Annotated in this window: 21 protein-coding genes and 1 other annotated feature; of the genes, 3 read left to right on the top strand and 18 right to left on the bottom strand. The window is 37.8% G+C overall.

Annotation, left to right across the window (positions count from 1 at the left end; genetic code table 11):
- Positions 1 to 21: 21 nt before the first annotated feature.
- From mreD to HRG09_RS00430, 8 genes are all read right to left on the bottom strand, one after another.
- Positions 22 to 564, bottom strand: a complete 543-nt coding sequence (gene mreD, locus HRG09_RS00465) for a rod shape-determining protein MreD (RefSeq protein WP_174098851.1) — start codon at positions 562 to 564, stop codon at positions 22 to 24.
- 12 nt (positions 565 to 576) lie between these two features.
- A complete protein-coding gene (gene mreC / locus HRG09_RS00460; RefSeq protein WP_174098850.1) occupies positions 577 to 1431 on the bottom strand; it encodes a rod shape-determining protein MreC in 855 nt (284 codons plus the stop codon).
- 41 nt (positions 1432 to 1472) lie between these two features.
- Positions 1473 to 2489 (bottom strand): cell shape-determining protein MreB, encoded by a 1017-nt coding sequence (gene mreB / locus HRG09_RS00455; protein ID WP_174098849.1) that lies wholly within the window; start codon positions 2487 to 2489, stop codon positions 1473 to 1475.
- Between the two features lie 159 nt (positions 2490 to 2648).
- Positions 2649 to 3326, bottom strand: a complete 678-nt coding sequence (gene radC / locus HRG09_RS00450; RefSeq protein ID WP_174098848.1) for a RadC family protein — start codon at positions 3324 to 3326, stop codon at positions 2649 to 2651.
- A gap of 139 nt (positions 3327 to 3465) precedes the next feature.
- The gene (locus HRG09_RS00445) at positions 3466 to 4041 is read right to left on the bottom strand and encodes a Maf family protein (RefSeq protein WP_174098847.1); all 576 of its coding nucleotides are present in this window, start codon (positions 4039 to 4041) and stop codon (positions 3466 to 3468) included.
- Between the two features lie 216 nt (positions 4042 to 4257).
- The gene (locus HRG09_RS00440; RefSeq protein WP_174098846.1) at positions 4258 to 5217 is read right to left on the bottom strand and encodes a stage II sporulation protein B; all 960 of its coding nucleotides are present in this window, start codon (positions 5215 to 5217) and stop codon (positions 4258 to 4260) included.
- Positions 5218 to 5384: 167 nt separating this feature from the next.
- Positions 5385 to 6686, bottom strand: coding sequence for a bifunctional folylpolyglutamate synthase/dihydrofolate synthase (locus tag HRG09_RS00435; RefSeq protein ID WP_174098845.1), 1302 nt, complete (start codon positions 6684 to 6686; stop codon positions 5385 to 5387).
- Positions 6687 to 6778: 92 nt separating this feature from the next.
- Complete coding sequence (locus HRG09_RS00430) at positions 6779 to 9424, bottom strand: valine--tRNA ligase (RefSeq protein WP_174098844.1); 2646 nt, start codon at positions 9422 to 9424, stop codon at positions 6779 to 6781.
- A gap of 39 nt (positions 9425 to 9463) precedes the next feature.
- Positions 9464 to 9695 (bottom strand) — a binding site (T-box leader).
- 272 nt (positions 9696 to 9967) lie between these two features.
- Between HRG09_RS00430 and HRG09_RS00425 the strand changes: the two genes are divergently transcribed.
- Positions 9968 to 10162 (top strand): hypothetical protein, encoded by a 195-nt coding sequence (locus HRG09_RS00425; RefSeq protein WP_174098843.1) that lies wholly within the window; start codon positions 9968 to 9970, stop codon positions 10160 to 10162.
- Positions 10163 to 10189: 27 nt separating this feature from the next.
- Here HRG09_RS00425 and ysxE read toward each other — a convergent pair whose 3' ends face one another.
- The 8 genes from ysxE to hemA form a co-directional block, all read right to left on the bottom strand.
- On the bottom strand, positions 10190 to 11215 hold the full coding sequence (gene ysxE / locus HRG09_RS00420; protein WP_174098842.1) for a spore coat protein YsxE: 1026 nt from the start codon (positions 11213 to 11215) through the stop codon (positions 10190 to 10192).
- 220 nt (positions 11216 to 11435) lie between these two features.
- A complete protein-coding gene (gene spoVID / locus HRG09_RS00415; protein ID WP_174098841.1) occupies positions 11436 to 12464 on the bottom strand; it encodes a stage VI sporulation protein D in 1029 nt (342 codons plus the stop codon).
- A 269-nt stretch (positions 12465 to 12733) separates the two neighbouring features.
- Positions 12734 to 14023 carry a glutamate-1-semialdehyde 2,1-aminomutase gene (gene hemL / locus HRG09_RS00410; RefSeq protein WP_174098840.1) on the bottom strand — a complete coding sequence of 430 codons (1290 nt, stop codon included), beginning with the start codon at positions 14021 to 14023 and terminating at the stop codon, positions 12734 to 12736.
- A complete protein-coding gene (gene hemB, locus HRG09_RS00405; RefSeq protein WP_174098839.1) occupies positions 14023 to 15012 on the bottom strand; it encodes a porphobilinogen synthase in 990 nt (329 codons plus the stop codon). Before hemB ends, hemL begins: the two co-directional genes overlap by 1 nt.
- A gap of 28 nt (positions 15013 to 15040) precedes the next feature.
- A complete protein-coding gene (gene hemD, locus HRG09_RS00400) occupies positions 15041 to 15799 on the bottom strand; it encodes a uroporphyrinogen-III synthase (RefSeq protein ID WP_174098838.1) in 759 nt (252 codons plus the stop codon).
- 2 nt (positions 15800 to 15801) lie between these two features.
- The gene (gene hemC / locus HRG09_RS00395; protein WP_174098837.1) at positions 15802 to 16731 is read right to left on the bottom strand and encodes a hydroxymethylbilane synthase; all 930 of its coding nucleotides are present in this window, start codon (positions 16729 to 16731) and stop codon (positions 15802 to 15804) included.
- Positions 16732 to 16746: 15 nt separating this feature from the next.
- Positions 16747 to 17580 carry a cytochrome c biogenesis protein gene (locus HRG09_RS00390; RefSeq protein WP_174099300.1) on the bottom strand — a complete coding sequence of 278 codons (834 nt, stop codon included), beginning with the start codon at positions 17578 to 17580 and terminating at the stop codon, positions 16747 to 16749.
- 16 nt (positions 17581 to 17596) lie between these two features.
- The gene (hemA, locus tag HRG09_RS00385; RefSeq protein WP_174098836.1) at positions 17597 to 18934 is read right to left on the bottom strand and encodes a glutamyl-tRNA reductase; all 1338 of its coding nucleotides are present in this window, start codon (positions 18932 to 18934) and stop codon (positions 17597 to 17599) included.
- A 437-nt stretch (positions 18935 to 19371) separates the two neighbouring features.
- Here hemA and HRG09_RS00380 point away from each other — a divergent pair, with 437 nt between their 5' ends.
- Both HRG09_RS00380 and HRG09_RS00375 read left to right on the top strand, forming a co-directional pair.
- A complete protein-coding gene (locus HRG09_RS00380; RefSeq protein WP_174098835.1) occupies positions 19372 to 19824 on the top strand; it encodes a MarR family winged helix-turn-helix transcriptional regulator in 453 nt (150 codons plus the stop codon).
- Positions 19825 to 19826: 2 nt separating this feature from the next.
- Entirely contained in the window at positions 19827 to 20243 is a 417-nt protein-coding gene (locus tag HRG09_RS00375) for an organic hydroperoxide resistance protein (RefSeq protein ID WP_174098834.1), read from the top strand.
- 28 nt (positions 20244 to 20271) lie between these two features.
- Here the strand turns inward: HRG09_RS00375 and ysxC are convergent, their stop codons facing one another.
- Together ysxC and lon are read right to left on the bottom strand one after the other, a co-directional pair.
- Positions 20272 to 20868 (bottom strand): ribosome biogenesis GTP-binding protein YsxC, encoded by a 597-nt coding sequence (ysxC, locus tag HRG09_RS00370; RefSeq protein WP_174098833.1) that lies wholly within the window; start codon positions 20866 to 20868, stop codon positions 20272 to 20274.
- Complete coding sequence (gene lon, locus HRG09_RS00365; RefSeq protein ID WP_174098832.1) at positions 20865 to 23195, bottom strand: endopeptidase La; 2331 nt, start codon at positions 23193 to 23195, stop codon at positions 20865 to 20867. Before lon ends, ysxC begins: the two co-directional genes overlap by 4 nt.
- Positions 23196 to 23303 lie beyond the last annotated feature (108 nt).

Here is a 23303-nt window from a genome sequence, read left to right as displayed (position 1 = left end):
ACGATTCAATTCGACATAAAATCAGAAAATCCTTTTTTCTTTTTCTTCCATCGCTTTTGAAAGACGTACAAGATATCGTCTCAGTGGGAAACAAACTAGCAATAAGAAAATTCCATTTAACAATAAAGTAGCAAGGAGACGATCTGAGAAAAAGATATGCGCTGGTACATGAATACGTCCTAGCAACGTTAAAAATCCATATACATAATATTCTAATGCCGCAATACCCGCTAATACAATAAAAGAAACAATGAATAAATTCAATTGCAATACTCTCATCGCACTATACACAAGATACGCTAAAATCGGATAAGCAAATATATACACACCAACAAGTTCTGTATATACAGTATCAAATAAAAAACCGAATAATAGTCCATAATAAATACCTTGCAAAGGACTAAAATAAACGGTAATAAAACATAGTACAATCATAAAGAAATGCGGAGCTGCAATACTATCTTTCCAAAACAATTCCGTTGGAACTACAGTAGAAAACATATTTTCGAATAAAAACACAAAAAGAAGCAGTAGAGGAAGAATTGCTCTTTTCAAAATAGCCATATCTTCTCCCCCCTACTGTTCTAACGCTGCTGAGGGCATAACTCTTTTTGTAACCATAACATGGTCTACATCATTTAAATCCGCAGCAGGTTTTACGTAAGCTGTTTGTGTTAATCCATATTCATCCGGTGCAACATCTACAATTTTCCCAATTACTAACCCTTTCGGGAAAATATCACTTAATCCTGATGTTACAACTGTTTGATCTTTCTCTACTTTTACATCAGATGGAATCTTTGTGAAAACAAGAGTTTGTTTTTCTTTGTCGTATCCTTCAATCAATCCAAAAATACGCTCTTGCCCTTCTACTACAGCAGAAATACGATTTGTTCGATTCAGTGAGCTCAATAATTCTACAGTTGATGTAAATTGAGATACACTTTTCACGCGTCCTACTAAACCTTTTGAAGTCATAACAGCCATATCTTTCTGGATTCCTTGCTGTTCACCTCTATCAATGGCGATTAAGTCATACCACTTGTCCGGATTACGTGCAATCACTGTAGCTTGAATTGGCTTATAATCACGAAGAGAATCTTTTTTATCAATCGTTTCACGAAGCTTCGCATTATCTTTTTCTAAGTCTTTTACTTTCACGGATAACTTCGCATACTGATCTAACTTTTCTTTTAATGCTTTATTTTCTTCATACGTGCGCTTTACATCTTCTACGTTCTCAAAGAATCCGGCAACATAATTCGCTGGCTTTTGGAATACACGTTCTACAACACCGACAGTATCTTTTACAAACTGCTCTGGCCATGTTAGACTTTTTCGTTCTTTCAATGAGATTCCAATCAATGCCACGAGAAGAATAATACTAACTAGCAAAACAATTAATCTTTTGTTTAAGAAAAACTGTGGCACGTTCACACCCTCTTAATTTCATTGATTTTTATTTTGAAATATTATCGAGCAGTTTTGAAAAGGTCGATATTATCTAAAGCTTTACCTGTTCCAATTGCTACACAGTCAAGTGGGTTTTCTGCAACAAGAACTGGCATTTTTGTTTCTTCACTAATTACTTTATCCAAGTTACGAAGCAATGCACCACCGCCTGTTAACACAATTCCACGGTCCATAATATCCGCCGCTAATTCAGGTGGCGTTTTTTCTAATGTATTTTTCACTGATTCAACGATTGCCTCTACTGTGTCTTTTAATGCATCTGCAATCTCTTCAGGTTTAATTAATACTGTTTTTGGTAAACCAGTTACTAAATCACGACCACGGATTTCCATTGGCTCAACACCTTCTGGCTCGCCAGCAGATCCAATTTCCATTTTTAATGCCTCTGCTGTTCTTTCCCCGATCATTAAATTGTAGCTCTTCTTAATGTATTGAATGATGGAATCATCCATGTCATCACCAGCAACACGAACAGATTGACTCGTTACAATCCCACCTAAAGAAATAATTGCAACTTCTGTTGTACCTCCACCGATATCAACAACCATACTACCAGTTGGTTCCCAAACAGGTAAGTTTGCACCGATTGCTGCTGCAAATGGCTCTTCAATTGGATATGCATCGCGCGCACCTGCTTGGCGAGTCGCATCAATTACTGCACGTCTTTCTACAGCAGTAATGCCAGATGGTACACATACCATTACATAAGGCTTGCGAGAGAAAAATCCATTTGATTTTTGCGCTTGTTGAATATAGTATTTCATCATTGTTGCTGTCGTTTCATAGTCAGCAATTACACCATCTTTCATAGGGCGAAGAGCCACTACGTTTCCTGGTGTACGACCAATCATTTGTTTCGCATCGCTACCAACTGCAACGATTTGTTTTGAGTCTGTTTGCAGAGCTACAACTGAAGGTTCACGTAAAACTACACCTTTTCCTTTCACATATACAAGCGTATTCGCTGTTCCTAAATCAATTCCAAGATCACGAGTAAAACCACCAAATCCAAACATGTCATCTATCTTCCTTTCTCATTTTCACGAACTCATTTTTTTACTTTATATTTATAATAAAACAGTACGTTTTTATAATTTCTATCCTTTATTGTAAGCGAATGCCTACAAAAAACTCATAAATCACATTATAAAACAAAATAAGTAAAAAGAATAGTCTTAAATATGACCTTTTTCTTTTAAACTCACGAATTTATGGTCACCTATAATGATGTGATCAAGGACTTCAATACCAATAATCCTTCCACATTCTACTAATCGTCTTGTCACTTCAATATCTTCGCGGCTCGGCGTGGGATCTCCTGAAGGGTGATTGTGCAGACATATAATAGAGGCTGCTGCGCGGCGAAAAGCTTCTTTGAAAACCTCGCGAGGATGCACAATTGAGGCATTTAGACTACCAATAAACACGGTCTGCCGATGCATAACTTGATTCTTCGTATTTAAATATAAACAAATAAAATGTTCCTGTTGCAAAAAGCGCATCTCTTCCATCATATAACTAGCACAATCTTCTGGACTCCGAATACTATAGCGATTTTGGTACTCTAAACGCACCATTCTCCTTCCTAGTTCAAAAGCAGAGATTAACTGAGAGGCCTTAGCGATTCCTACACCATGAATACTTGTCATTTCTTCTATTGTGGCATCTTTCAACATTCGTAATCCGTCAAAATGATATAAAATTCGATCTGCTAATGTTAGAACAGACTCTTCTTTAGAGCCCGTTCTAAGTAACACTGCAAGTAGTTCCCGATTCGATAAATTGCTTGCTCCTTCTACTAATAAACGTTCTCGTGGTTGTTCCTCTTTCAAAACATCACGAATGCCGTTCATATTCTCACTCCTTTTTCAATTTTATCCCGCATTAACGGGCAGTAAGAGCCCGATTGGTTCAACTAATAATCAGTGGGGGATGAAGAAAACCCCCGCTGATTAAAGTTTCACTTTATCGCAAAGAAAACCCCATGCAATTTCACGCATGGGATGCATCACTATCAAATTGTTTTAATTCACGAACAAGACGTGCGATTGGTAACCCAACTACACTGTAGTAATCTCCTTGAATATGTTGAACAAAGATGGAACCCTTTCCTTGAATACCGTAACTTCCAGCCTTATCAAGTGGTTCTTTCGATACAATGTACGCATCAATCTCTTCTTCTGTTAATTCCCAAAACGTTACTTCTGTACGCTCATAGAACGTTACTGTTTTTTCTTTTGAAATAAGCGCAACCCCTGTATATACTTCATGTGTTTTTCCTGATAATAGTTGCAGCATTTCTTTCGCATCTTTCTCATCAGAAGGCTTACCAAGAATACGCGATTCATATGTAACAATTGTGTCTGCACCTAATACCACACAATCATCATGATTTTCTGCTACAGCCGATGCTTTTTGCAAAGCAAGTGACATTACGATATCAGCAGGCGATGAATACGCACCAATTGTTTCTTCTATTTCACTTACAACAATTTCAAACGATACATCTGCTAGTTCAAGCAATTCCTTTCGGCGCGGTGACCCAGATGCTAAAATAAGTTTCTTCATACGTTCTCCTTCCTTACATCAAGCAGAAAAATATACCTTGATCGTACCAAACAAATACCTTTCCTACAAATGAGAGAATTACCTTTTTCTTTTTGGAAAATGATATTTTCTCACTATATAACTATATATGCTCTCCCGCGAAAACATTTCTATAGATATATAATCCAAAAGAAAAGAAAAGAAGTTTATACACTCCTTTCCCCTTACTTCATTATCCTACTCTTTTGCTTTTTGCGAAACTATTTTTTCATAGGAAAGTAAACCATCAATAATAACTTGGTTCAATTTAGCTACAGTTTCTTTATCAGTCTTCCCTTCTTTTATTGTTTGCATAGTTACTGATGCATACGTATATACTTTTTTTACATCCTCACGTTTAATCGATTTCCCTTCTTTTTCAATAGCCTTCCATTCCTGCTCAAGTGTCGCTACTTCTTTAGAATTACTTTTATTCCCAACTTCTATACCTGCCAAGTATTTTACAAAATGCATGTATAAGGGCTGCAACTTACTTAACAACAGACCAACTTCTTTATCGTCTTTCAGCAATGCTTGATCTGTAATTTCCCATTTCTTTTTCAAAACTGATACTCCGTCTTTTTTATACTTTCCAACTAATTGATCTATGGATTGCTCATTACTAGAAATTCCAACTACAAGTGAATATTTATCATCATTTGGTTTAATAGCTGCTACGCTCCCATTATCTTTCCACTCCTGAATAGCTGCCTGTCCTTTTTCTTCAGAAGAATAAAGACCACCTTGTACGAAATATAAGGTGATTGGTTCTAAAGCAGCGCTATTTCCCACTTTCGGTTTTTCTGCTTTTTTCTCTTCAGCCGTTACTTCTTTTTGCTCTGCTCCATTATTCTTTTCTCCACTTGTTACTGTAGCTTCCCGGACCGCACCTTGTCCCGTTAACAAGTGAAGCATTCCCATTCCTAACACTGTGCCAATAATAATCGCGGTAGTAGCTGTGAAAATAAATATATTACTCCATTTCTTTCGTTGCTGCCGAATAGATGGTAACTTATGTTTTTGAAACGGCACTACATTTTGCGTTGTTTCACTCTCTACTACCATCCAATCAAATTCTTCTTTTTCTTTCTTCTTTTCCTCGTAATTTGCTTCCGTTCCATTTACTTTAACTGAGATTGTTCGTGATTGCTTGTCCATACCCTCACACCTCACCTCTTATCGTTGTCCGCATCATAACATATTTCTTTCAAAAAAAACCGAGATATTTGTCGGAGAGGTTCGTCAAATTGTCCCATATTGTTATCCTATATGTATGCATTTGACTTCATTTGTAGAACAAAAAACTAGGACAGCAAGTCGCTGTCCTAGTTTTTGTCATGAATATATTTTCGAACTTCTGAAATGAAGTAAAGAGAGCCTGTTATGATGAAAACATCATTTTCTTGTAGCTTGCTCATTTTCGTATCAATCGCTTCTTTCCAGTTCTCAAAAACTTGTTTTGATTCCTTATTTGAATGAGCAGCAAGTTCCTTAGCAGAAATCGCTCGATCAAATGTAAATGTTGTAAAAATCATTTCATCTGCTACGGTTTCAAGCGGACCAACCATATTGTCTAATTGCTTATCACCAAGAGCTGTAAATAAAACGATAACATTCTTATCGCTATAATGAGCCTTCACCGTTTTCACAAGACTTGCAATTCCTTCTGGATTATGAGCACCATCTATAATTACGTCCGGATTACTTTGCAGTCGTTCAAATCGGCCAATCCAATATGCTTCACTTAATCCTACTCGAATATGTTCTTCCTCCAGTAAGAATGATAAGTATGTCTTAAGATACATAGCCCCCATCAATGCTAGTGCTGCATTTCCTACTTGATGACTTCCTTTCATCGAAATCCGAATTTCTTCAAACGAAGCGAATGGACAAGAAAAATCAAAGTGCTCTCCATCTTCATCGGATCGCTGGTGAATTGCTGTAAATTGCTTTCCAAGTTCATAAAGATTTGCATTTTTTTCTTTGGCAACCTTTTGAATAACCTCAAGTGCTTCTTCATCCTGCACGCCTGTAATAACAGGAACACCTGATTTAATAATGCCCGCTTTTTCATACGCAATTTCTGCTAGTGTATTCCCTAGAATATGCATATGGTCACGGCCAATATTTGTAATCATTGTAAGAACTGGATGAACGACATTTGTAGAATCAAAACGACCTCCAAGTCCTGTTTCAAACAAGACGATATCGCAGAAGTTTATTTTACTAAAATAGCAGATTGCCATTACTGTAATAATTTCAAACTCCGTCGCTTCTCCTAAATCTGTTTCATCTAATTTTTCTACAACTGGTTTGACCATATTTACAAGTTCAACAATTTCTGTGTCTGCAATCGGTTTTCCATTCACGCCAATTCGTTCATTAAATGTTTCAATATATGGAGACGTAAATGTCCCGACCTTATATTTTTCTGCTTCTAGCATATAACGCATATATGTTAAAGTTGAACCTTTTCCATTTGTTCCTGCAAGATGAACACATTTTATATAACGCTCAGGATTCCCAAGTTCTTCTAACATCCACTGCATTCTTTCTAATCCTGGTTTAATACCAAACTTTAGTCGACTATGAATCCATTCTATTGCTTCTTCGTATGTATGTATCACGTATACCTTCCCCTTTCAACAAACCTTCTTAAATCCTATTATACGCAAATAAAAGAGACTCACCAATATGGTAAGTCTCTTTAAAAAGATTTTTATTTTTGAAGATCAGCTAGACGTTGGCGAACTGCTTCGCGTTTTTCTAAGTAATCTTGCTCTTTCGCACGCTCTCCCTCAATAACTGCCGCTGGAGCTTTTGCTACGAAACCTTGGTTTGCAAGTTTCTTCTGTACGCGCTCTACCTCTTTATCGAACTTCTCAAGTTCTTTTTCAAGGCGTGCTTTCTCTTCATCAAGATTGATAAGATCAGCTAACGGTAAGAATAACTCTGCACCTGATACGATTGCAGTCATCGCTTTTTCTGGTGCTTGTAAATCCGTCTTAATCGTTAATTCACTTGGATTACAGAAACGCTCAATGTAAGAGCTGTTTTTCGTAAGCTGCGTCAGTACTGCTTCGTCTTTTGCTTTAATTTGCAGTTGAACTTTTTTACTCATTGGCGTGTTTACTTCCGCACGGATGTTACGAACAGAGCGAATGATATCAACTAGAAGATGCATTTCAGCTGCCGCTTCTGTATCTTGTAAATCTTCGCGAACTGTTGGCCATGCAGCTACTGTAATAGACTCACCTTCATGCGGTAAGTGTTGCCAAATTTTCTCCGTTACGAACGGCATAAATGGGTGTAGTAGACGCATCGTTTGGTCTAGTACGTAAGCTAAAATCGAACGAGTCGTTTTCTTAGCTGCTTCATCTTCACCGTATAGTGGAAGTTTCGCCATTTCAATGTACCAGTCACAGAAATCATCCCAAATGAAGTTGTATAATGAACGACCAGCTTCACCGAACTCATATTTATCCATGTTACGCGTTACACTTTCGATTGTTTCGTTTAAGCGAGTTAAAATCCACTTATCTGCAACTGATTTTTCACCAGTTAAATCAATTTCTTCATATTTCATGTCATCCATGTTCATTAATACGAAACGAGATGCATTCCAAATTTTATTAATGAAGTTCCAAGTAGATTCTACTTTCTCCATGCTAAAGCGTAAATCTTGACCTGGTGCACTTCCTGTTGATAAGAAGAAGCGCATTGCATCTGCACCGTATTTCTCGATAACTTCCATTGGATCAATACCGTTACCTAAAGACTTACTCATTTTACGTCCTTGCTCATCACGAACAAGACCATGAATTAATACATCTTTAAATGGACGCTCTCCTGTAAACTCTAAACCTTGGAAAATCATACGCGATACCCAGAAGAAAATAATATCATAGCCCGTTACAAGCGCATCTGTTGAATAGTAGCGTTTGAAGTCTTCATCATTTTCATTTGGCCAACCAAGTGTTGAGAATGGCCATAATGCTGAGCTAAACCATGTATCAAGTACGTCGTTATCTTGGTTCCAGTTTTCGATATCTGCTGGAGCTTCTGTACCTACGTATACTTCACCAGTTTCTTTATGATACCAAGCTGGGATGCGGTGTCCCCACCATAATTGACGAGAAATACACCAATCGTGAATGTTTTCCATCCAACGTAAGTATGTGTTCTCGAAACGTTCTGGTACAAATGTTACTTTTTCTTCTTCTTTTTGTTGCAGAGCAACAGCCTTTTCTGCAAGTGGCGCCATTTTTACGAACCATTGTGTTGATAAGTAAGGCTCAACAACTGCACCGCTACGCTCACTATGACCTACCGCATGCATATGAGGCTCGATTTCTACTAATACACCAGCTTCTTGCAAGTCTTTTACTAACTCTTTACGACATTCGAAACGATCCATACCGTTATACTTACCAGCTTTTTCGTTCATTGTTCCGTCTTCGTTCATTACTAAAATGCGCGGTAAGTCGTGACGGTTACCTACTTCAAAATCATTCGGATCATGAGCTGGTGTGATTTTTACAACACCTGTTCCGAAATCTTTCTCTACATACTCATCAGCAATAATCGGAATTTCACGCTCTACGATTGGAAGTGTAACCGTTTTTCCGATTAAATGCTTGTAACGATCATCTTCTGGATGAACTGCTACCGCTGTATCACCAAGCATTGTTTCTGGACGAGTTGTCGCAAGACGAATGTGACCAGAACCGTCTGTTAATGGGTAATTCATATGATAGAATGCACCTTGAACATCTTTATGAATTACTTCAATATCAGAAAGGGCAGTGCGTGTTGCAGGGTCCCAGTTAATGATATATTCACCGCGGTAAATTAAACCTTTTTCGTACAATTGAACGAATACTTTATTAACCGCATCTGATAAGCCTTTATCTAATGTGAAACGTTCACGAGTATAATCTAATCCTAGACCAACTTTTCCCCATTGCTCGCGAATGTGAGAAGCATATTCTTCTTTCCATTCCCATGCTTTTTCAAGGAATTTCTCACGACCAAGGTCGTAACGTGAAATACCTTCTTCACGAAGTTTCCCTTCTACTTTCGCTTGCGTTGCGATACCCGCATGGTCCATACCAGGAAGCCATAATACATCGTATCCTTGCATACGCTTTGTACGTGTTAAAATATCTTGAAGCGTTGTATCCCAAGCATGACCTAAATGCAATTTACCTGTTACGTTTGGAGGCGGGATTACAATTGTATACGGCTGTTTTTCCGCATCTCCTTTTGCTTCGAAATACTTGCCTTCAAGCCACCATTTATAACGGCCTTCTTCAACGGACATATGATCATATTTAGTTGGTAAATTCTTTTCCGTGTTTGACATTATTTTCCCTCCTTCAAAATAAAAAATGTCCCTCATCCAAAAAAGGACGAGGGACATCGCGGTACCACCTTTATTTACAAACAAATTCAAAATTTGCTTATACTCTTAATTTGATAACGGACAAATCCGTCTTTTCCTAATGAGAATGACTCCGTTCAGAAAAGATGCTCCAGGGCTACCTTCTAACATGACTATCTAGAGAATCTCACAGCCAATGATTCTCCTCTCTGCAGACGTTTAATGTTATACTCTTCCCCTTCAATGCATTTATATAATTGTTATTTATTATATACAATAGTGTAAAAAACGAAACCATATTCGTCAAGATAAAAATATTTTTCAACAATTTTCTACAATTGATAGATTCCTTATTTTCTCATCATCCAAAAATCAGTGTGTAATCATCAATTAGCGTAAGCATTTTTTATAACCTACGTACGAAAAATAAAAAAAGCAGCACAAGCACCCTAGGTACTTATCCTGCATACTGTATTTCAAGATTAATGTTTATTAAATGCTTTCTGTACGGAGGAATGATTGATTATGCGACGCTACCGACGCACCTACAATTTTTCAGCCCCTTCATGGGTTAGAAATTTACAAACGATATTTTCTGATTTTGCCATTCCACTTACTATTTTCCAAGGAATTCGCACATTACTACTTCCAACCTTCTTAGATTTCATCATCCTTATCATCTTTGTTATAGCAACAATCCGCTTACATTTCCAGCCGTAGCCTCACGGCAACTTGAGACTACGGCTATTATTCATTTCCTTGCTGCGCAGCTTGTAATTGTGAAATGAAATATTCTATATTGCTTACAAGCCAATGTGCTTGCTGTAACATTTTCACACCTTGAAGTTCTTTCTTTTCATCCCGTTTCTGCTGTTTGCTTGTATAAGATTGAATTTGCCTAATAAATGGGGACGGATATGTTAGATAAGCAAACATTAGGAGTTGTTCTTCTTTCGTAAACGGAAAATTCTTTTGATACACCTGATACCATTCGAAACGATCGCTTCTTGCAATCGGGTATGTGTTCAATGAGCGGGAATAAAAACGGACAAGATCTTGAACTGGCGTTGCAAATTGTGACTTTTCTAAACTAATAAAATAACCGTTTCGTTCATAATCAAATAAAAAATGATTCATTGCTACATTACCATGAATAAAAGAAACGCGTGTTTTTTCTTTCTCTTTCATCGCTTCATGCCACTCCGAAAGCTGTTTCGTGGCAAATTCACGCGCCCTCATCACATGATGAAAATACGTACAGTACTGTAGTTCAAATGGAGACATATACCATTTCGCTTCAGACTCTACAAGGAATTCCTCTAAGAGTTCTCCATCCTTCTCCCAACGATCGGAGATATTTGTATAATGATCCTCTAATGCTTCTTCCGTATACTTCTCTTCTGTTACCGTCCTTTGATGAAGTAGCGCTAGCGTCTGAAACATTTTATGATATTGATCATTGTCCTCTCCATTTCCCTCGGCTCTTTCTAGCCAAGGCATTAAATAATAACTATATGTTTCGTCACTCAAAATATGATTTCCATCTGTCGCATGGTAAATCGGGGCATAATGCGTAAATCCCTTCTCACGTAAAAATTGAACATGATACATTAAATTATTTCTTTTCAATCGATGAGATGACAATTTTTTTAATGCATATGGACCTTGATTCGTATAAATTTTTATGACACTCCCGTGCTCTTCCATATGATGGACGTCCAATTGATACCGCTGTACTATCGGCGCATAACGATCTCTCAATTCTATATCCATACGAATGATCCTTTCTCATTCAAAAACGTAAGATAAAGTGAAACTTTAATCAGTATGCATTTCTTCATCCTCACTGATTATGAGCCTGAACCAACCGGGCTTTTATAGGCGGTTTATCTCCCACCTAACTTCCTCATCTCTCTCTAAATCCTGGGGTTGTGGTTTTACTGCCCACGATCGCATAATAAAAAGAAAAGAGGTGAAGAAGAAGCTTCTTCACTCACTTTGTCTTCACTCTTGGCACAGGTATATAGATAATTTGCCCTGCAGTTAAATATACTTCATCTGTTTTATTCACGCGGTGTAGATGCTGGACAGACGTTTCATATCGCTCTGCAACCGATTCAATTGTATCTCCTTCTTGCACGAAATACATACGTAATTTTGTAAATTCTTCTTCCGGCTCTTTCGAAAACAATTTTGTTAAGTATAATGCATTTTCATCCCGTTGCGAGTATGCCGATTCGACTTCTTCCTCTACTTTCTTTTCCTTCTCTTTCTTAAAATCTTTCCGGCCAAACAATTCAAACTGTGGTGTAGTTTCTTTTGCTACTTCTTCTCGTTCTTCCTCTTCCGGTTCTTCTAGATCTTCTACCTCTTCTAACTCTTGTTCTTTACGCTCCTCTAATTGGAAAGGCTCAAATGCATAATCCTCCCATCCATCTGATTCTGTATGGACTGTTACTTCTTCCACTTCCGCTGGTGCTTTATCCTCATCCACCACTTTTGCTTCCTCAATTCTAGCAACTTCTAGATGCTCTATCTCTTCCTCTTGCATTTCATTCTGTATTCTCTCGTCCTCACATAATCCAGATATCGATATATCTGCTAATAATTGCAGGCAACCGTTTTCCTTTAATTCATAATCAAATTCCTCAATGGAAACATACAATTCTTCAACTTGTTTCACTCGATTTCGCGGAATCGAAATTTCTAATGGAAAAGAATGTACAAGTTCGTTTACACCATCTTCTCTCGTTTCTACATAATCAATCGATTTCGCCGGAGATAAATCTCGTAATAAAAATGCAGAATCATCTTGCCTTGCAACATATTCCCCCGTTAAATCCAATTGCCCTCTCACAATTACTTCGTATTCAAGCTCTTCTATCTCAACGTCTGGATCTAACGAAATTGACAAAAGTTCTTCGACTTCCTGTCCTTTTTGGAACCAAACCGATTCTTTTAATGAAAAACGTAATGAATGATCAGTTGCCACTTCTTTTCCCCCTCCCAAACTGTATGTCATTACAGGTTTATGTGCATGGGGGTTATTTTATGAGTAAAAAATCAAACTACACATGCAGGCTCTCTATTCATTTTTCATATAGCAGCGGGGGATCAACTGCCCCTAAAGGCCCGATTGGTGAGGGCTGAAAATCAGTGGATGATGAAGAAAACCCCACTGATTAAAGTTTCACTTTATCCTGACCATCAGGTACCATTTATCAGCACTTCAACAATATGTAGCATAATAAAAAAAGGTTGTCAGGATTCACCCTGACAACCTTTTTCACTTTACGCTTTTAATTTTGACATTGCAATTTCTGCTGCTGCAATCGTTGCTTCAATATCTGCATCACTATGTGCTGTTGATAAGAATAATCCTTCAAATTGAGAAGGTGGTAAGAATACACCTTGTTCTACCATTTCACGATAGTAAGCTGCGAAGAATTCTAAGTTCGATGTTTTCGCTGCATCGTAGTTTATAACTGGTTCATTCGTGAAGAAAATACCAATCATAGAACCTGCACGGTTTATATAATGCGGTATGCCATGTTTTTCAGCCGCTTTACGTAGGCCATTTTCTAACATTTCCGCTTTACGCTCAAACTCTTGATAACATTCTGGTGTTAATTGTACTAATGTTTCATAACCTGCTGTCATTGCAAGAGGGTTGCCGGATAATGTACCCGCTTGATAAATTGGTCCGCTCGGTGCAACTTGGCGCATAATTTCTGCCTTACCACCATATGCTCCTACTGGCAATCCACCACCAATTACTTTTCCTAAACAAGTTAAGTCAGGCGTCACACCGTAATAGCCTTGTCCACAGTTATAAGCCACACGGAATCCTGTCATTACTTCGTCGAAGATAAGCAAAGCACCATTTTGCTCTGTTACTTCACGAAGTCCTTCTAAAAACCCCGGCTGAGGTGGTACAACACCCATATTTCCTGCTACTGGTTCCACAATCACACAAGCAATATCGTCACCGAATTGTTCGAAAGCATATTTTACACTCTCTAAATCGTTATAGGCTACTGTAATCGTATTTTGCGCTACACCTTCAGGTACTCCAGGGCTATCTGGTAAACCAAGCGTTGCAACGCCAGAACCAGCTTTAATTAATAGAGAATCACCATGCCCGTGGTAACAACCGATAAATTTCAAAATTTTATTACGACCTGTGTAACCACGTGCTAAGCGAAGTGCACTCATTGTCGCTTCTGTTCCAGAGTTTACCATACGTACAATTTCAATCGATGGCACACGTTCGATTACAAGCTGCGCTAATTTATTTTCAATTTCTGTTGGGGCACCAAAGCTCGTTCCTTTTTCCGCAACAGCTTTTAATGATTCTACAACACGGTCATTTGCATGTCCGTGAATAAGAGGTCCCCATGATAATACGTAGTCGATATATTCATTCCCATCAATATCGTACACTTTAGAGCCTTTTCCGCGTTCCATAAAGAGCGGGTTCATCCCAACAGATTTAAACGCACGAACTGGACTATTTACGCCACCAGGCATTAAATCTTGCGCTGTTTCAAACGCTTCAATCGATTTATCGAACTTTTTCATTATCGTGCGCCTCCTTCTTGTAACCATCGTGCTGCATCTTTCGCATGATACGTAATAATTAAATCTGCTCCTGCACGTTTCATGCTTAATAGCTTCTCAAGCACAATGTCTTTTTCATTAATCCAACCATTTTGCGCCGCTGCTTTAATCATGGAATATTCTCCACTCACATTATAAGCAACGATTGGCAAATTAAACTTATTTTTCACATCACGAATAATATCTAAGTAAGAAAGAGCCGGTTTTACAATTAAAAAGTCTGCTCCTTCCTTTACATCTGATTCAGCTTCACGGAATGCCTCCATGCGGTTTGCTGGATCCATTTGGTACGTTTTACGATCCCCAAATTGCGGTGCACCGTGGGCTGCATCGCGGAATGGACCGTAAAATGCAGATGAATATTTCACCGCATATGACATAACCGGTACATGTGCAAAGCCGTTCTCATCTAAAGCATGGCGAATCGCAGTTACAAATCCGTCCATCATGTTAGATGGCGCGATAATATCTGCCCCTGCCTTCGCTTGGCTTACTGCTGTTTTTGCAAGAATTTCTAATGATTCATCATTTAAAATAATTCCATCCTCAATAACGCCGCAATGACCATGGCTTGTATATTGACATAGACATGTATCTGCCACTACTACTAACTCTGGGAACTGTTCTTTAATTTGTTTGATTGCACGCTGTACAATGCCATGCTCACAAAATGCAGAAGATCCAACTTCATCTTTTTCAGCAGGTAAGCCGAATACGATAACAGAACGAATACCTAAATCTACAACTTCTTGCATTTCAGCTTGCAAAAGATCTAAAGAAATTTGATATACATCTGGCATAGAAGGAACTTCGTTACGAACATTTTCTCCCTCTAATACAAATATAGGATATATAAAGTCTTCTGTATGTAAAAACGTTTCACGTACAAGCGCACGCATATTTCCACTCTGTCTTAAACGACGGTGACGATTGAATTGTAAAGAATTCATAGATTTCTATCTCCCATTCTTTTATTGATTATGCATTTTGATTATATTTTGAAATGCACTGTATTAACGCTTCTATTGTATATTCTTTTGGAACGATTACATCGGCAAAATAACGCCTTGCCTCCTGCTCTGTTATCGGTCCTATACAAGCAATTGTACATTTTTTTATCCATTCTCTCCAGTTTGTACCCTCGAGTAATTTCACAAAACTTATAACAGTAGATGGACTCGTAAATGTAACCACGTCTATCTTACCAGATTCTAGAGCTACGATAAGATCTTGCTGTCTCTTATCATTTGTTTTTGTTTCATATACAACAAGTTCCTCTAAGAGTACTCCTAATTCTCGGAGTTTAGTCGGAATCACATCTCTAGCTAAATTCCCTTTTGGAAATAAAATGCGTTCCTTCCCGCTTAATTCTCTTACAAATTCTTCTGCAAAGGTTTCAGCAACAAACGATGTTGGAACAAAACAAACCTCATAACCCCGCTTTTTTAATTCTTGACCTGTTTTCACACCTACTGCAGCGATGCGAACAGTGGAGGGGATTCGCTCTCCTAAACCATCTAAAAAGAAGCTTACCCCGTTTTTACTCGTAAAAATAACCCAGTCATATAAGTGTATCTGCTGCGATATACTTTGAAACACTTGCTGGGATACACCTTCCATACGCAAAAGCGGAATTTCCACTGGAATTCCGCTCCCTTTTTTCACTGCTACACTCATTTGTCTTGCTTGATGTTTTGCACGCGTAATCAGTACCGTTTTGCCAGCAAGAGTTGCCATGATTACTGTTGCTCCTTAGTTGCAGCGAGGATGAGCTCTTTTGCTCCTTGCTTAATTAAACGATCAGCTGCTTCTAGGCCAACTTGCTCTGAATCCATACCTGTAACTGTTTCTTTTAACAAAACAGAACCATCCATAGAGCCAACAAGAGCTGTTAATTCAATTGCATTATTCTCCCCAAGCGTTGCATAGCCAGCAATCGGTACTTGGCAGCCACCTTCAAGTCTATGAAGGAATACTCGTTCAGCCGCCACTGTTCGTTCTGTTACCGCATCATTTATATGAGATAATAATTGCAATAAATCTTTATCACCTTCGCGACATTCAATCGCTAAGGCACCTTGTCCTACAGCAGGTACGCATAACGTTTCATCTAAATGCTCTGTAATCACATCATCATCCCAGCCCATTCTCTGTAATCCAGCTGTCGCTAAAATGATCGCATCGTAGTCTTCTTCTTTTAATTTACGTAATCTCGTATCAATATTTCCACGAATCCATTTCACTTGTAAGTCTGGTCTAGCAGCTAATAGTTGCGCACTTCGTCTTAAACTACTTGTCCCAAGTGTCGCACCTTCTGCTAACTCTGCAAAAGATTCCCCGTTTTTTGAGATAAATGCATCACGCGGATCGACACGCTTTGGTATACAGCCAATTGTTAATCCATTTGGAAGCACAGCTGGCATATCCTTCATACTATGTACAGCCATATCAATTTCTTTCGTAAGCAATGCGTGCTCAATTTCTTTTACAAACAAGCCTTTCCCGCCTACCTTTGAAAGTGTTACATCTAAAATAACATCACCTTTTGTAACAATTTCTTTCACTTCAAATTCATATGGTAAACCAAGCGCTTTTAACTGATCAATAAACCAATTTGTTTGTGTTAACGCTAGTTTGCTCTTTCTTGAACCGACAATAATTTTGCGCATAATTTTCTCTCCTCATTATAAATACCAAAAGTGGAAGTTGGATAAACTGCTTAATAGGAAAATATTGATTAGCATAACGAGAAAGGAAGCAATGTTCCAATTTATAATCTTCTTACCTTGCAATATATCTGACCCTCGTAAATACAATCCCATACAATACACAAATAAAACAACAAAAGACCCGATTACTTTCGTGTCATACCAATGGAAATTATCTAGCTTTGTATATCCCCATATACATCCAAGTAAAATAGCTAATAAGAAAAATGGAACCGAAAATAAATTTAGTCCATAAGACATTGACTCTAGCTTCGGTAAATTCCCCAATCTTCTTAATCTCGCATTCCATTTTTTCTGTTTTAATAATCGATATTGCAACAAGTACATAATAGAAAAAATAAACGATACCGTAAATGCCGCATAGGAAATAATCGCCATTCCTACATGTACGTATACAAGTTCTGAAACTAATTGATCTGCAAGTACCGGCGACATTTTTCCAAGCGGAGTAAAAATAGAAAAAGCGCTTACGCCAAATGCAATGACATTTGTAAAAAAGACTAAAAAGTCAATGCGCATAAATCGATTGATTACGAGTGACATCGTAATTAATAGCCACACATAAAAATAAATCCCTGACAATAACGTTAAAATTGGATTTGTCTCTGATTCCGTAGCCCGAAGTAACATAAAAATAGACTGCAGTATCCATACAATTGCAAGTAACCAAAAAGCAATTCGATTCGCCTTTCGGTTACTTTGGAAATAATCTATAAAATATAAACTAATGCTACAAGCATATAAAATAATTGCGATATGATAAATAATACTATTATTTAAAAAGTCCATCCGATCATCCTTCCAGTTATAAAGATGGAACGGATGATGTCCACGCTCGTTCATGTTCTCGTTCTTCCGTTTGTTTTGCTTCCTCTTCTTGCACTTCTAAATCAAAAATTTTCGCGAATAAAGCAAGCTTTTCCGTAGCTCCCTCTTCAGCCGCTAACTCTTTTGCTACTAAAATTGGATCTTTTAGCAGTTGATTGATAATACTTTTCGTATGCTTACTAATCACTTTTCTCTCACGATCACTAAGCGTTGGAATTTTCCGCTCAAGACTTTGCATCGTATCACTTTGAATTGCCAATGCTTTATCACGAAGAGCTGAAATTAACGGAACGACTCCAAGTGTATTTAACCAAGCTTTAAATACAACAATTTCCTCTTCAATCATAAGCTGAATCTTTTCTGCTTCTTTCAAACGCTCCGCACGATTTGCTTCTACTACGCCTTGCAGATCATCAATATCATACAAGAAAGAACCCTCTAGCTCATCAATTGCTGGATCAATATCACGCGGCACTGCAATATCTACCATAAATAGCGGCCGACCACAGCGCATCCGCTCTACTCTTGTCATCATTTCTTTCGTAATCACGTAATCTGAAGCACCCGTTGAACTAATTAAAATATCCGCTTCTAAAAGCGCACATTGCAATTCACTTAACGGTTTCGCATGCCCCATATATTTCTCAGCTATTGTTTCCGCTTTCGTAAACGTACGGTTCATAACAGTTACTTTACGCGCTCCGCTTCCGTACAAGTTTTGCAATGCAAGTTCACCCATTTTTCCAGCGCCAAGTATTAAAACGTGACAATCTGTTAAATCACCGAAAATTTTCTTTCCAAGTTCAACAGCGGCATAACTAACAGACATTGCACTTTCACCAATTGTTGTTTCTGAATGCGCACGCTTTGCTAACGTAATGACTTGTTTAAACAATTCATTAAAAACTGTTCCTGTCGCTTTCACTTCTTGCGCCTCTAAGAAACTATTTCGCATTTGACCTAGAATTTGTGTTTCACCGACTACCATAGAATCTAATCCGCACGTTACGCGGAATAAATGTTCAATCGCACCATCTTGTTCAAAAATAGACAAATATGGCGAAATCTCTTCTATCTCAAGCTGAAACCAATCAGCTAAAAATTTCTTAATGTAATATCGTCCCGTGTGTAATTGATCGACAACAGCATAGATTTCTGTGCGGTTACAAGTTGATACAATGACATTTTCTAACACGCTCTTTTGATTTTGTAATGTTGTCATTGCCTGCTCTAACTCTGCTGCCTGAAATGTGAGTTTCTCACGAAATTCTACAGGGGCTGTTCGATAATTTACACCAACAACAAGAATATGCACGCAGCATGTCCCCCTTCAACCGTTTTATCACCTTATCTACTATCATAATACAACTTTCCTGTTATGAATCTGACAATCGTGTGAACATCGATAAATTATTTTTTCTGATTCACGCACCGAGCAGGAAATCCGTTACTCATCTGCATAAACACCTTACTTTATAATCATTATAAAATAATAACTCTATTTGTACGTTACCAAAAAAAACTGTCAGAATCAAGTGATGGAAACTATTCCATAAGAATTGGAAGGCTATCTTTTTTATCTTCTTTCATCATACAGAAAAATATGTATGATTGTTCCAAAATGTAACAACTTCTTTCATGTGAAACATTACTCAACATTTTTTCGTTGCAATGTGTTTGACAACTCATTTCTTTTTCGTTATATTGATTTTACAAAATTAAATTGTGCACAATTTAAAAAGGAGGATGCTTATGAACGAGAATCCTTTACATCTTGATAATCAACTTTGCTTTTCGATTTATGCCTGTTCTAGAGAAGTAACACGCTTTTATCGACCTTATTTAGAAGAAATGGGTATTACGTATCCACAGTACATTACATTATTAGTACTTTGGGAGCAAGATGGATTAACTGTAAAAGAAATTGGCGAACGTCTACTTTTAGATTCTGGTACATTAACACCTATGTTAAAACGCATGGAAACATTAGAATTAATTAAACGTGTTCGCTCTAAGGAAGATGAACGCAAGGTGTGCATTGAACTAACCAAACAAGGAAACGCTTTAAAAGAAAAAGTATGTTCATTGCCAGAAACTATGGCTACCAATTTAGGAATTACAGAACAAGAATATCGATCATTATTAATTCAATTAAGTAAATTAATTGAAACCATGAAAACAATCAATGATAGAAAAGGGGAATAACCATGGAAAAATTATATACAGCAACTGTAACTGCAACAGGTGGAAGAAACGGGAAAGTTGTTTCAGAAGACGGTATTCTAAATCTTGATGTGAAAATGCCAAAAGCATTAGGCGGTATGGGCGGCGAAGCAACGAACCCAGAACAATTATTTGCAGCTGGTTACGCCGCATGCTTTGATAGCGCTCTGCAACTTGTAATTCGTACAAAACGTGTAAAAGTAGAAAGTACAGAAGTGACAGCCCACATTTCAATTGGAAAAGATACAGATGGTGGTTTTGGATTATCCGCTGTACTTGATGTACGTGTAGCTGGCGTTTCTCATGATGAAGCACAAAAGCTTGTTGAAGCTGCACATGGCGTATGTCCATATTCAAAAGCGACTAGAGGGAATATTGAAGTTACATTAAACGTATTATAAGTAAACAAAAAAAACGTGTGATGGATCGTCACACGTTTTTTGTTTTTGTAAACTTATGAATGGCTTTCCAAGCTTCTTCTTTTCCAAGCCCTGTTTCTGATGAAAATAGAACAACCTCATCACCAGCCTCAACATCAAGTGTTTCCTTTACAACCTTCAAATGCTTTTGCCATTTCCCTTTCGGAATTTTATCAGCTTTCGTTGCAATGATAATCGTTGGAATTTCATAATGCTTTAAGAAATCGTACATCATTACATCATCGTTTGTTGGTGAATGACGTAAATCAACTACTAATACAGCCGCATCTAATTGCTCACGCGTTGTAAAGTAAGTTTCAATCATTTTTCCCCATGCCGCTCGCTCTGTTTTTGATACTTTCGCATATCCGTAACCTGGAACATCGACAAAGTGCATCATTTCATTAATTAAGAAAAAGTTCAATGTTTGCGTTTTTCCTGGTTTAGAAGAAATACGTACTAACTTTTTACGGTTTAAAATTTTATTAATAAAGGAAGACTTCCCAACATTAGAACGACCTGCTAATGCAATTTCTGGTAAGTCACCATCTGGATATTGTTCTGGTTTAACAGCACTAATGACAATATCTGCTTTTGTTACTTTCATTGTTTCACTCCTACTAATGCATGCTCCAATACTTCATCCAAATGAGATACAGGCACAAACGTAAGATTTTCTTTTACGCTCTCTGGAATATCATCTAAATCTTTTTCATTTTCGGCTGGCAAAATAATTTTTGTTAAGCCTGCACGATGAGCACTTAATGTTTTTTCTTTCAATCCACCGATTGGTAATACACGACCACGAAGCGTAATTTCACCTGTCATACCAACTTCTTTACTTACAGGTACACCCGTTAGCGCAGAAATAAGCGCTGTTGCCATTGTAATACCAGCTGAAGGACCATCCTTTGGAACTGCCCCTTCTGGAACGTGAATATGGATGTCATTCTTTTCATGGAAATCTGGATCAATATGAAGTTCTTCTGCACGAGAGCGAATATAACTAAATGCAGCTTGTGCGGATTCTTTCATAACATCCCCAAGTTTCCCTGTTAAAATTAATTTTCCTTTTCCTGGTGATACAGACACCTCAATTGCAAGCGTGTCACCACCAGCAGCTGTATACGCTAAACCAGTTGCCATTCCAACTTGATCTGTCGTTTCAGCTTGTCCATAACGGAATATATGTTTACCAAGTAGATCTGTAATATTTTTTTCCGTTACAATAATACGTTTACGTTCTTCTGTAACAATGATTTTTGCTGCTTTACGACAAATCTTTGCAATTTGACGTTCTAACGTACGAACACCAGCCTCACGCGTATAGTAGCGAATAATTTCAAGTAACGCGTCATCGCGCACTTGGAGGTTCCCTTTTCGCAAACCATGTTCTGTTAATTGTTTCGGTAATAAATGTTCACGAGCAATATGCACCTTTTCAATCTCTGTGTAACCAGCAATTGAAATAATTTCCATACGATCAAGAAGCGGACCTGGAATGCTTGCAAGTGTGTTTGCAGTTGCAACAAACATTACCTTTGATAAATCATAAGGTTCCTCTATATAATGATCGCTAAAGTTATGGTTTTGTTCTGGATCTAATACTTCAAGTAACGCCGCCGATGGATCACCCCGGAAATCATTAGACATCTTATCAATCTCATCTAATAAAAAGACTGGATTGATTGTCTTGGCCTTTTTCATTCCTTGAATAATACGACCTGGCATTGCTCCAACATATGTACGACGGTGACCACGAATTTCAGATTCGTCACGAACACCACCAAGGGAAACACGAACAAAATTACGATTTAACGATGTTGCAATCGAACGCGCTAAAGATGTTTTCCCCACACCTGGAGGACCAACTAAACAAAGGATCGGTCCTTTTAAAGAATTTGTTAGCTTTTGAACAGCTAAATATTCTAGCACACGTTCTTTCACTTTCTCAAGACCGTAATGATCTCTATTTAAGATTGTTTCAGAATGTGCTAAATCAATCATATCTTCTGTTGCTTCTGTCCACGGAAGCGCTAATAACCAATCAAGATAATTGCGAATTACACCGCTCTCCGCAGAGCTTACTGGTAACTTTTCATAACGATCTAATTCTTTTAGAGCAGCCTTCTTCGTTTCTTCTGGCATTCCTGCCTCTTCGATTTTTTCACGAAGCCCTTCAACTTCGCCGCCTTTACCTTCTTTATCACCAAGTTCTGTTTGAATCGCCTTCATTTGTTCGCGCAAGAAATATTCTTTTTGCGTCCGTTCCATCGAACGTTTCACTTTTTGACCAATTTTTTTTTCTAAGCTCAGTAGCTCTTGTTCGTCTTGAATGATAGAAATGAGTGTATGTAATCTTTCTTTTACAGATAAGATTTCTAAAATCTCTTGCTTTTGTTTTGTCTTAATCGGTAAATGAGAAGAAATTAAATCAGCTAAGCGACCAGGTTCTTCTACATCAACTACCGTAGCAAATGTTTCATTCGATACTTTTTTCGAAACTTTAATGTATTGCTCGAAATGTTCTAGCAACGTACGCATAAGGGCTTTTTCCTCTAAAGTGCCCTCTTCTTCTTCTGTTACTGTTTGAATCGAAACCTTTACTACATCTTCTTCTTCAATAAACTCTACTATTTCTGCTCTATGTAAACCTTCTACAAGGACACGAAGCGTGCCGTTCGGCAGTTTTAACATCTGCTTTACTTTCGCTACTGTACCCACACTATATATGTCGTCTTCTTTCGGATCATCGATATTCATTTCTTTTTGCATTGCTAAAAAGATGATATTTTCATCCATTGCTGCCTGCTCTAGTGCTTGTATCGATTTATCACGTCCTACATCAAGATGCAGAACCATCGTTGGATATACGAGAACGCCTCTTAATGGTAGGAGGGGCACAATTCTTTCGTTCGTATTCATACTAGACATAGCACCTCCATAATAAATTAAACTCCTGTTCAACCATTTTATATTACAATACCTCTTGATGCAATTGCAGAGATTCCTTACAATTACAAATTTCTTACTTTTTTGTTC

Origin of the sequence: Bacillus sp. Xin1 (assembly GCF_013314535.1) — a bacterium.
GTDB lineage: Bacteria > Bacillota > Bacilli > Bacillales > Bacillaceae_G > Bacillus_A.
The sequence above is the reverse complement of the archived record's forward strand: the minus strand, read 5'-3'. Positions and strand labels throughout refer to the sequence as shown.

Bases quoted from the DNA above. Each gene is read 5' to 3' on its own strand.
- ysxC (WP_174098833.1), bottom strand. From the start codon at position 20,868: ATGAAAGTAACAAAAGCAGATATTGTCATTAGTGCTGTTAAACCAGAA.
- hemC (WP_174098837.1), bottom strand. From the start codon at position 16,731: ATGCGCAAAATTATTGTCGGTTCAAGAAAGAGCAAACTAGCGTTAACA.
- radC (WP_174098848.1), bottom strand. From the start codon at position 3,326: ATGAACGGCATTCGTGATGTTTTGAAAGAGGAACAACCACGAGAACGT.
- HRG09_RS00390 (WP_174099300.1), bottom strand. From the start codon at position 17,580: ATGGACTTTTTAAATAATAGTATTATTTATCATATCGCAATTATTTTA.
- HRG09_RS00425 (WP_174098843.1), top strand. From the start codon at position 9,968: ATGCGACGCTACCGACGCACCTACAATTTTTCAGCCCCTTCATGGGTT.
- hemL (WP_174098840.1), bottom strand. From the start codon at position 14,023: ATGAAAAAGTTCGATAAATCGATTGAAGCGTTTGAAACAGCGCAAGAT.
- HRG09_RS00440 (WP_174098846.1), bottom strand. From the start codon at position 5,217: ATGGACAAGCAATCACGAACAATCTCAGTTAAAGTAAATGGAACGGAA.
- spoVID (WP_174098841.1), bottom strand. From the start codon at position 12,464: ATGACATACAGTTTGGGAGGGGGAAAAGAAGTGGCAACTGATCATTCA.
- lon (WP_174098832.1), bottom strand. From the start codon at position 23,195: ATGTCTAGTATGAATACGAACGAAAGAATTGTGCCCCTCCTACCATTA.
- HRG09_RS00375 (WP_174098834.1), top strand. From the start codon at position 19,827: ATGGAAAAATTATATACAGCAACTGTAACTGCAACAGGTGGAAGAAAC.
- hemB (WP_174098839.1), bottom strand. From the start codon at position 15,012: ATGAATTCTTTACAATTCAATCGTCACCGTCGTTTAAGACAGAGTGGA.
- ysxE (WP_174098842.1), bottom strand. From the start codon at position 11,215: ATGGATATAGAATTGAGAGATCGTTATGCGCCGATAGTACAGCGGTAT.
- mreB (WP_174098849.1), bottom strand. From the start codon at position 2,489: ATGTTTGGATTTGGTGGTTTTACTCGTGATCTTGGAATTGATTTAGGA.
- HRG09_RS00445 (WP_174098847.1), bottom strand. From the start codon at position 4,041: ATGAAGAAACTTATTTTAGCATCTGGGTCACCGCGCCGAAAGGAATTG.
- HRG09_RS00380 (WP_174098835.1), top strand. From the start codon at position 19,372: ATGAACGAGAATCCTTTACATCTTGATAATCAACTTTGCTTTTCGATT.
- HRG09_RS00430 (WP_174098844.1), bottom strand. From the start codon at position 9,424: ATGTCAAACACGGAAAAGAATTTACCAACTAAATATGATCATATGTCC.
- hemD (WP_174098838.1), bottom strand. From the start codon at position 15,799: ATGGCAACTCTTGCTGGCAAAACGGTACTGATTACGCGTGCAAAACAT.
- mreD (WP_174098851.1), bottom strand. From the start codon at position 564: ATGGCTATTTTGAAAAGAGCAATTCTTCCTCTACTGCTTCTTTTTGTG.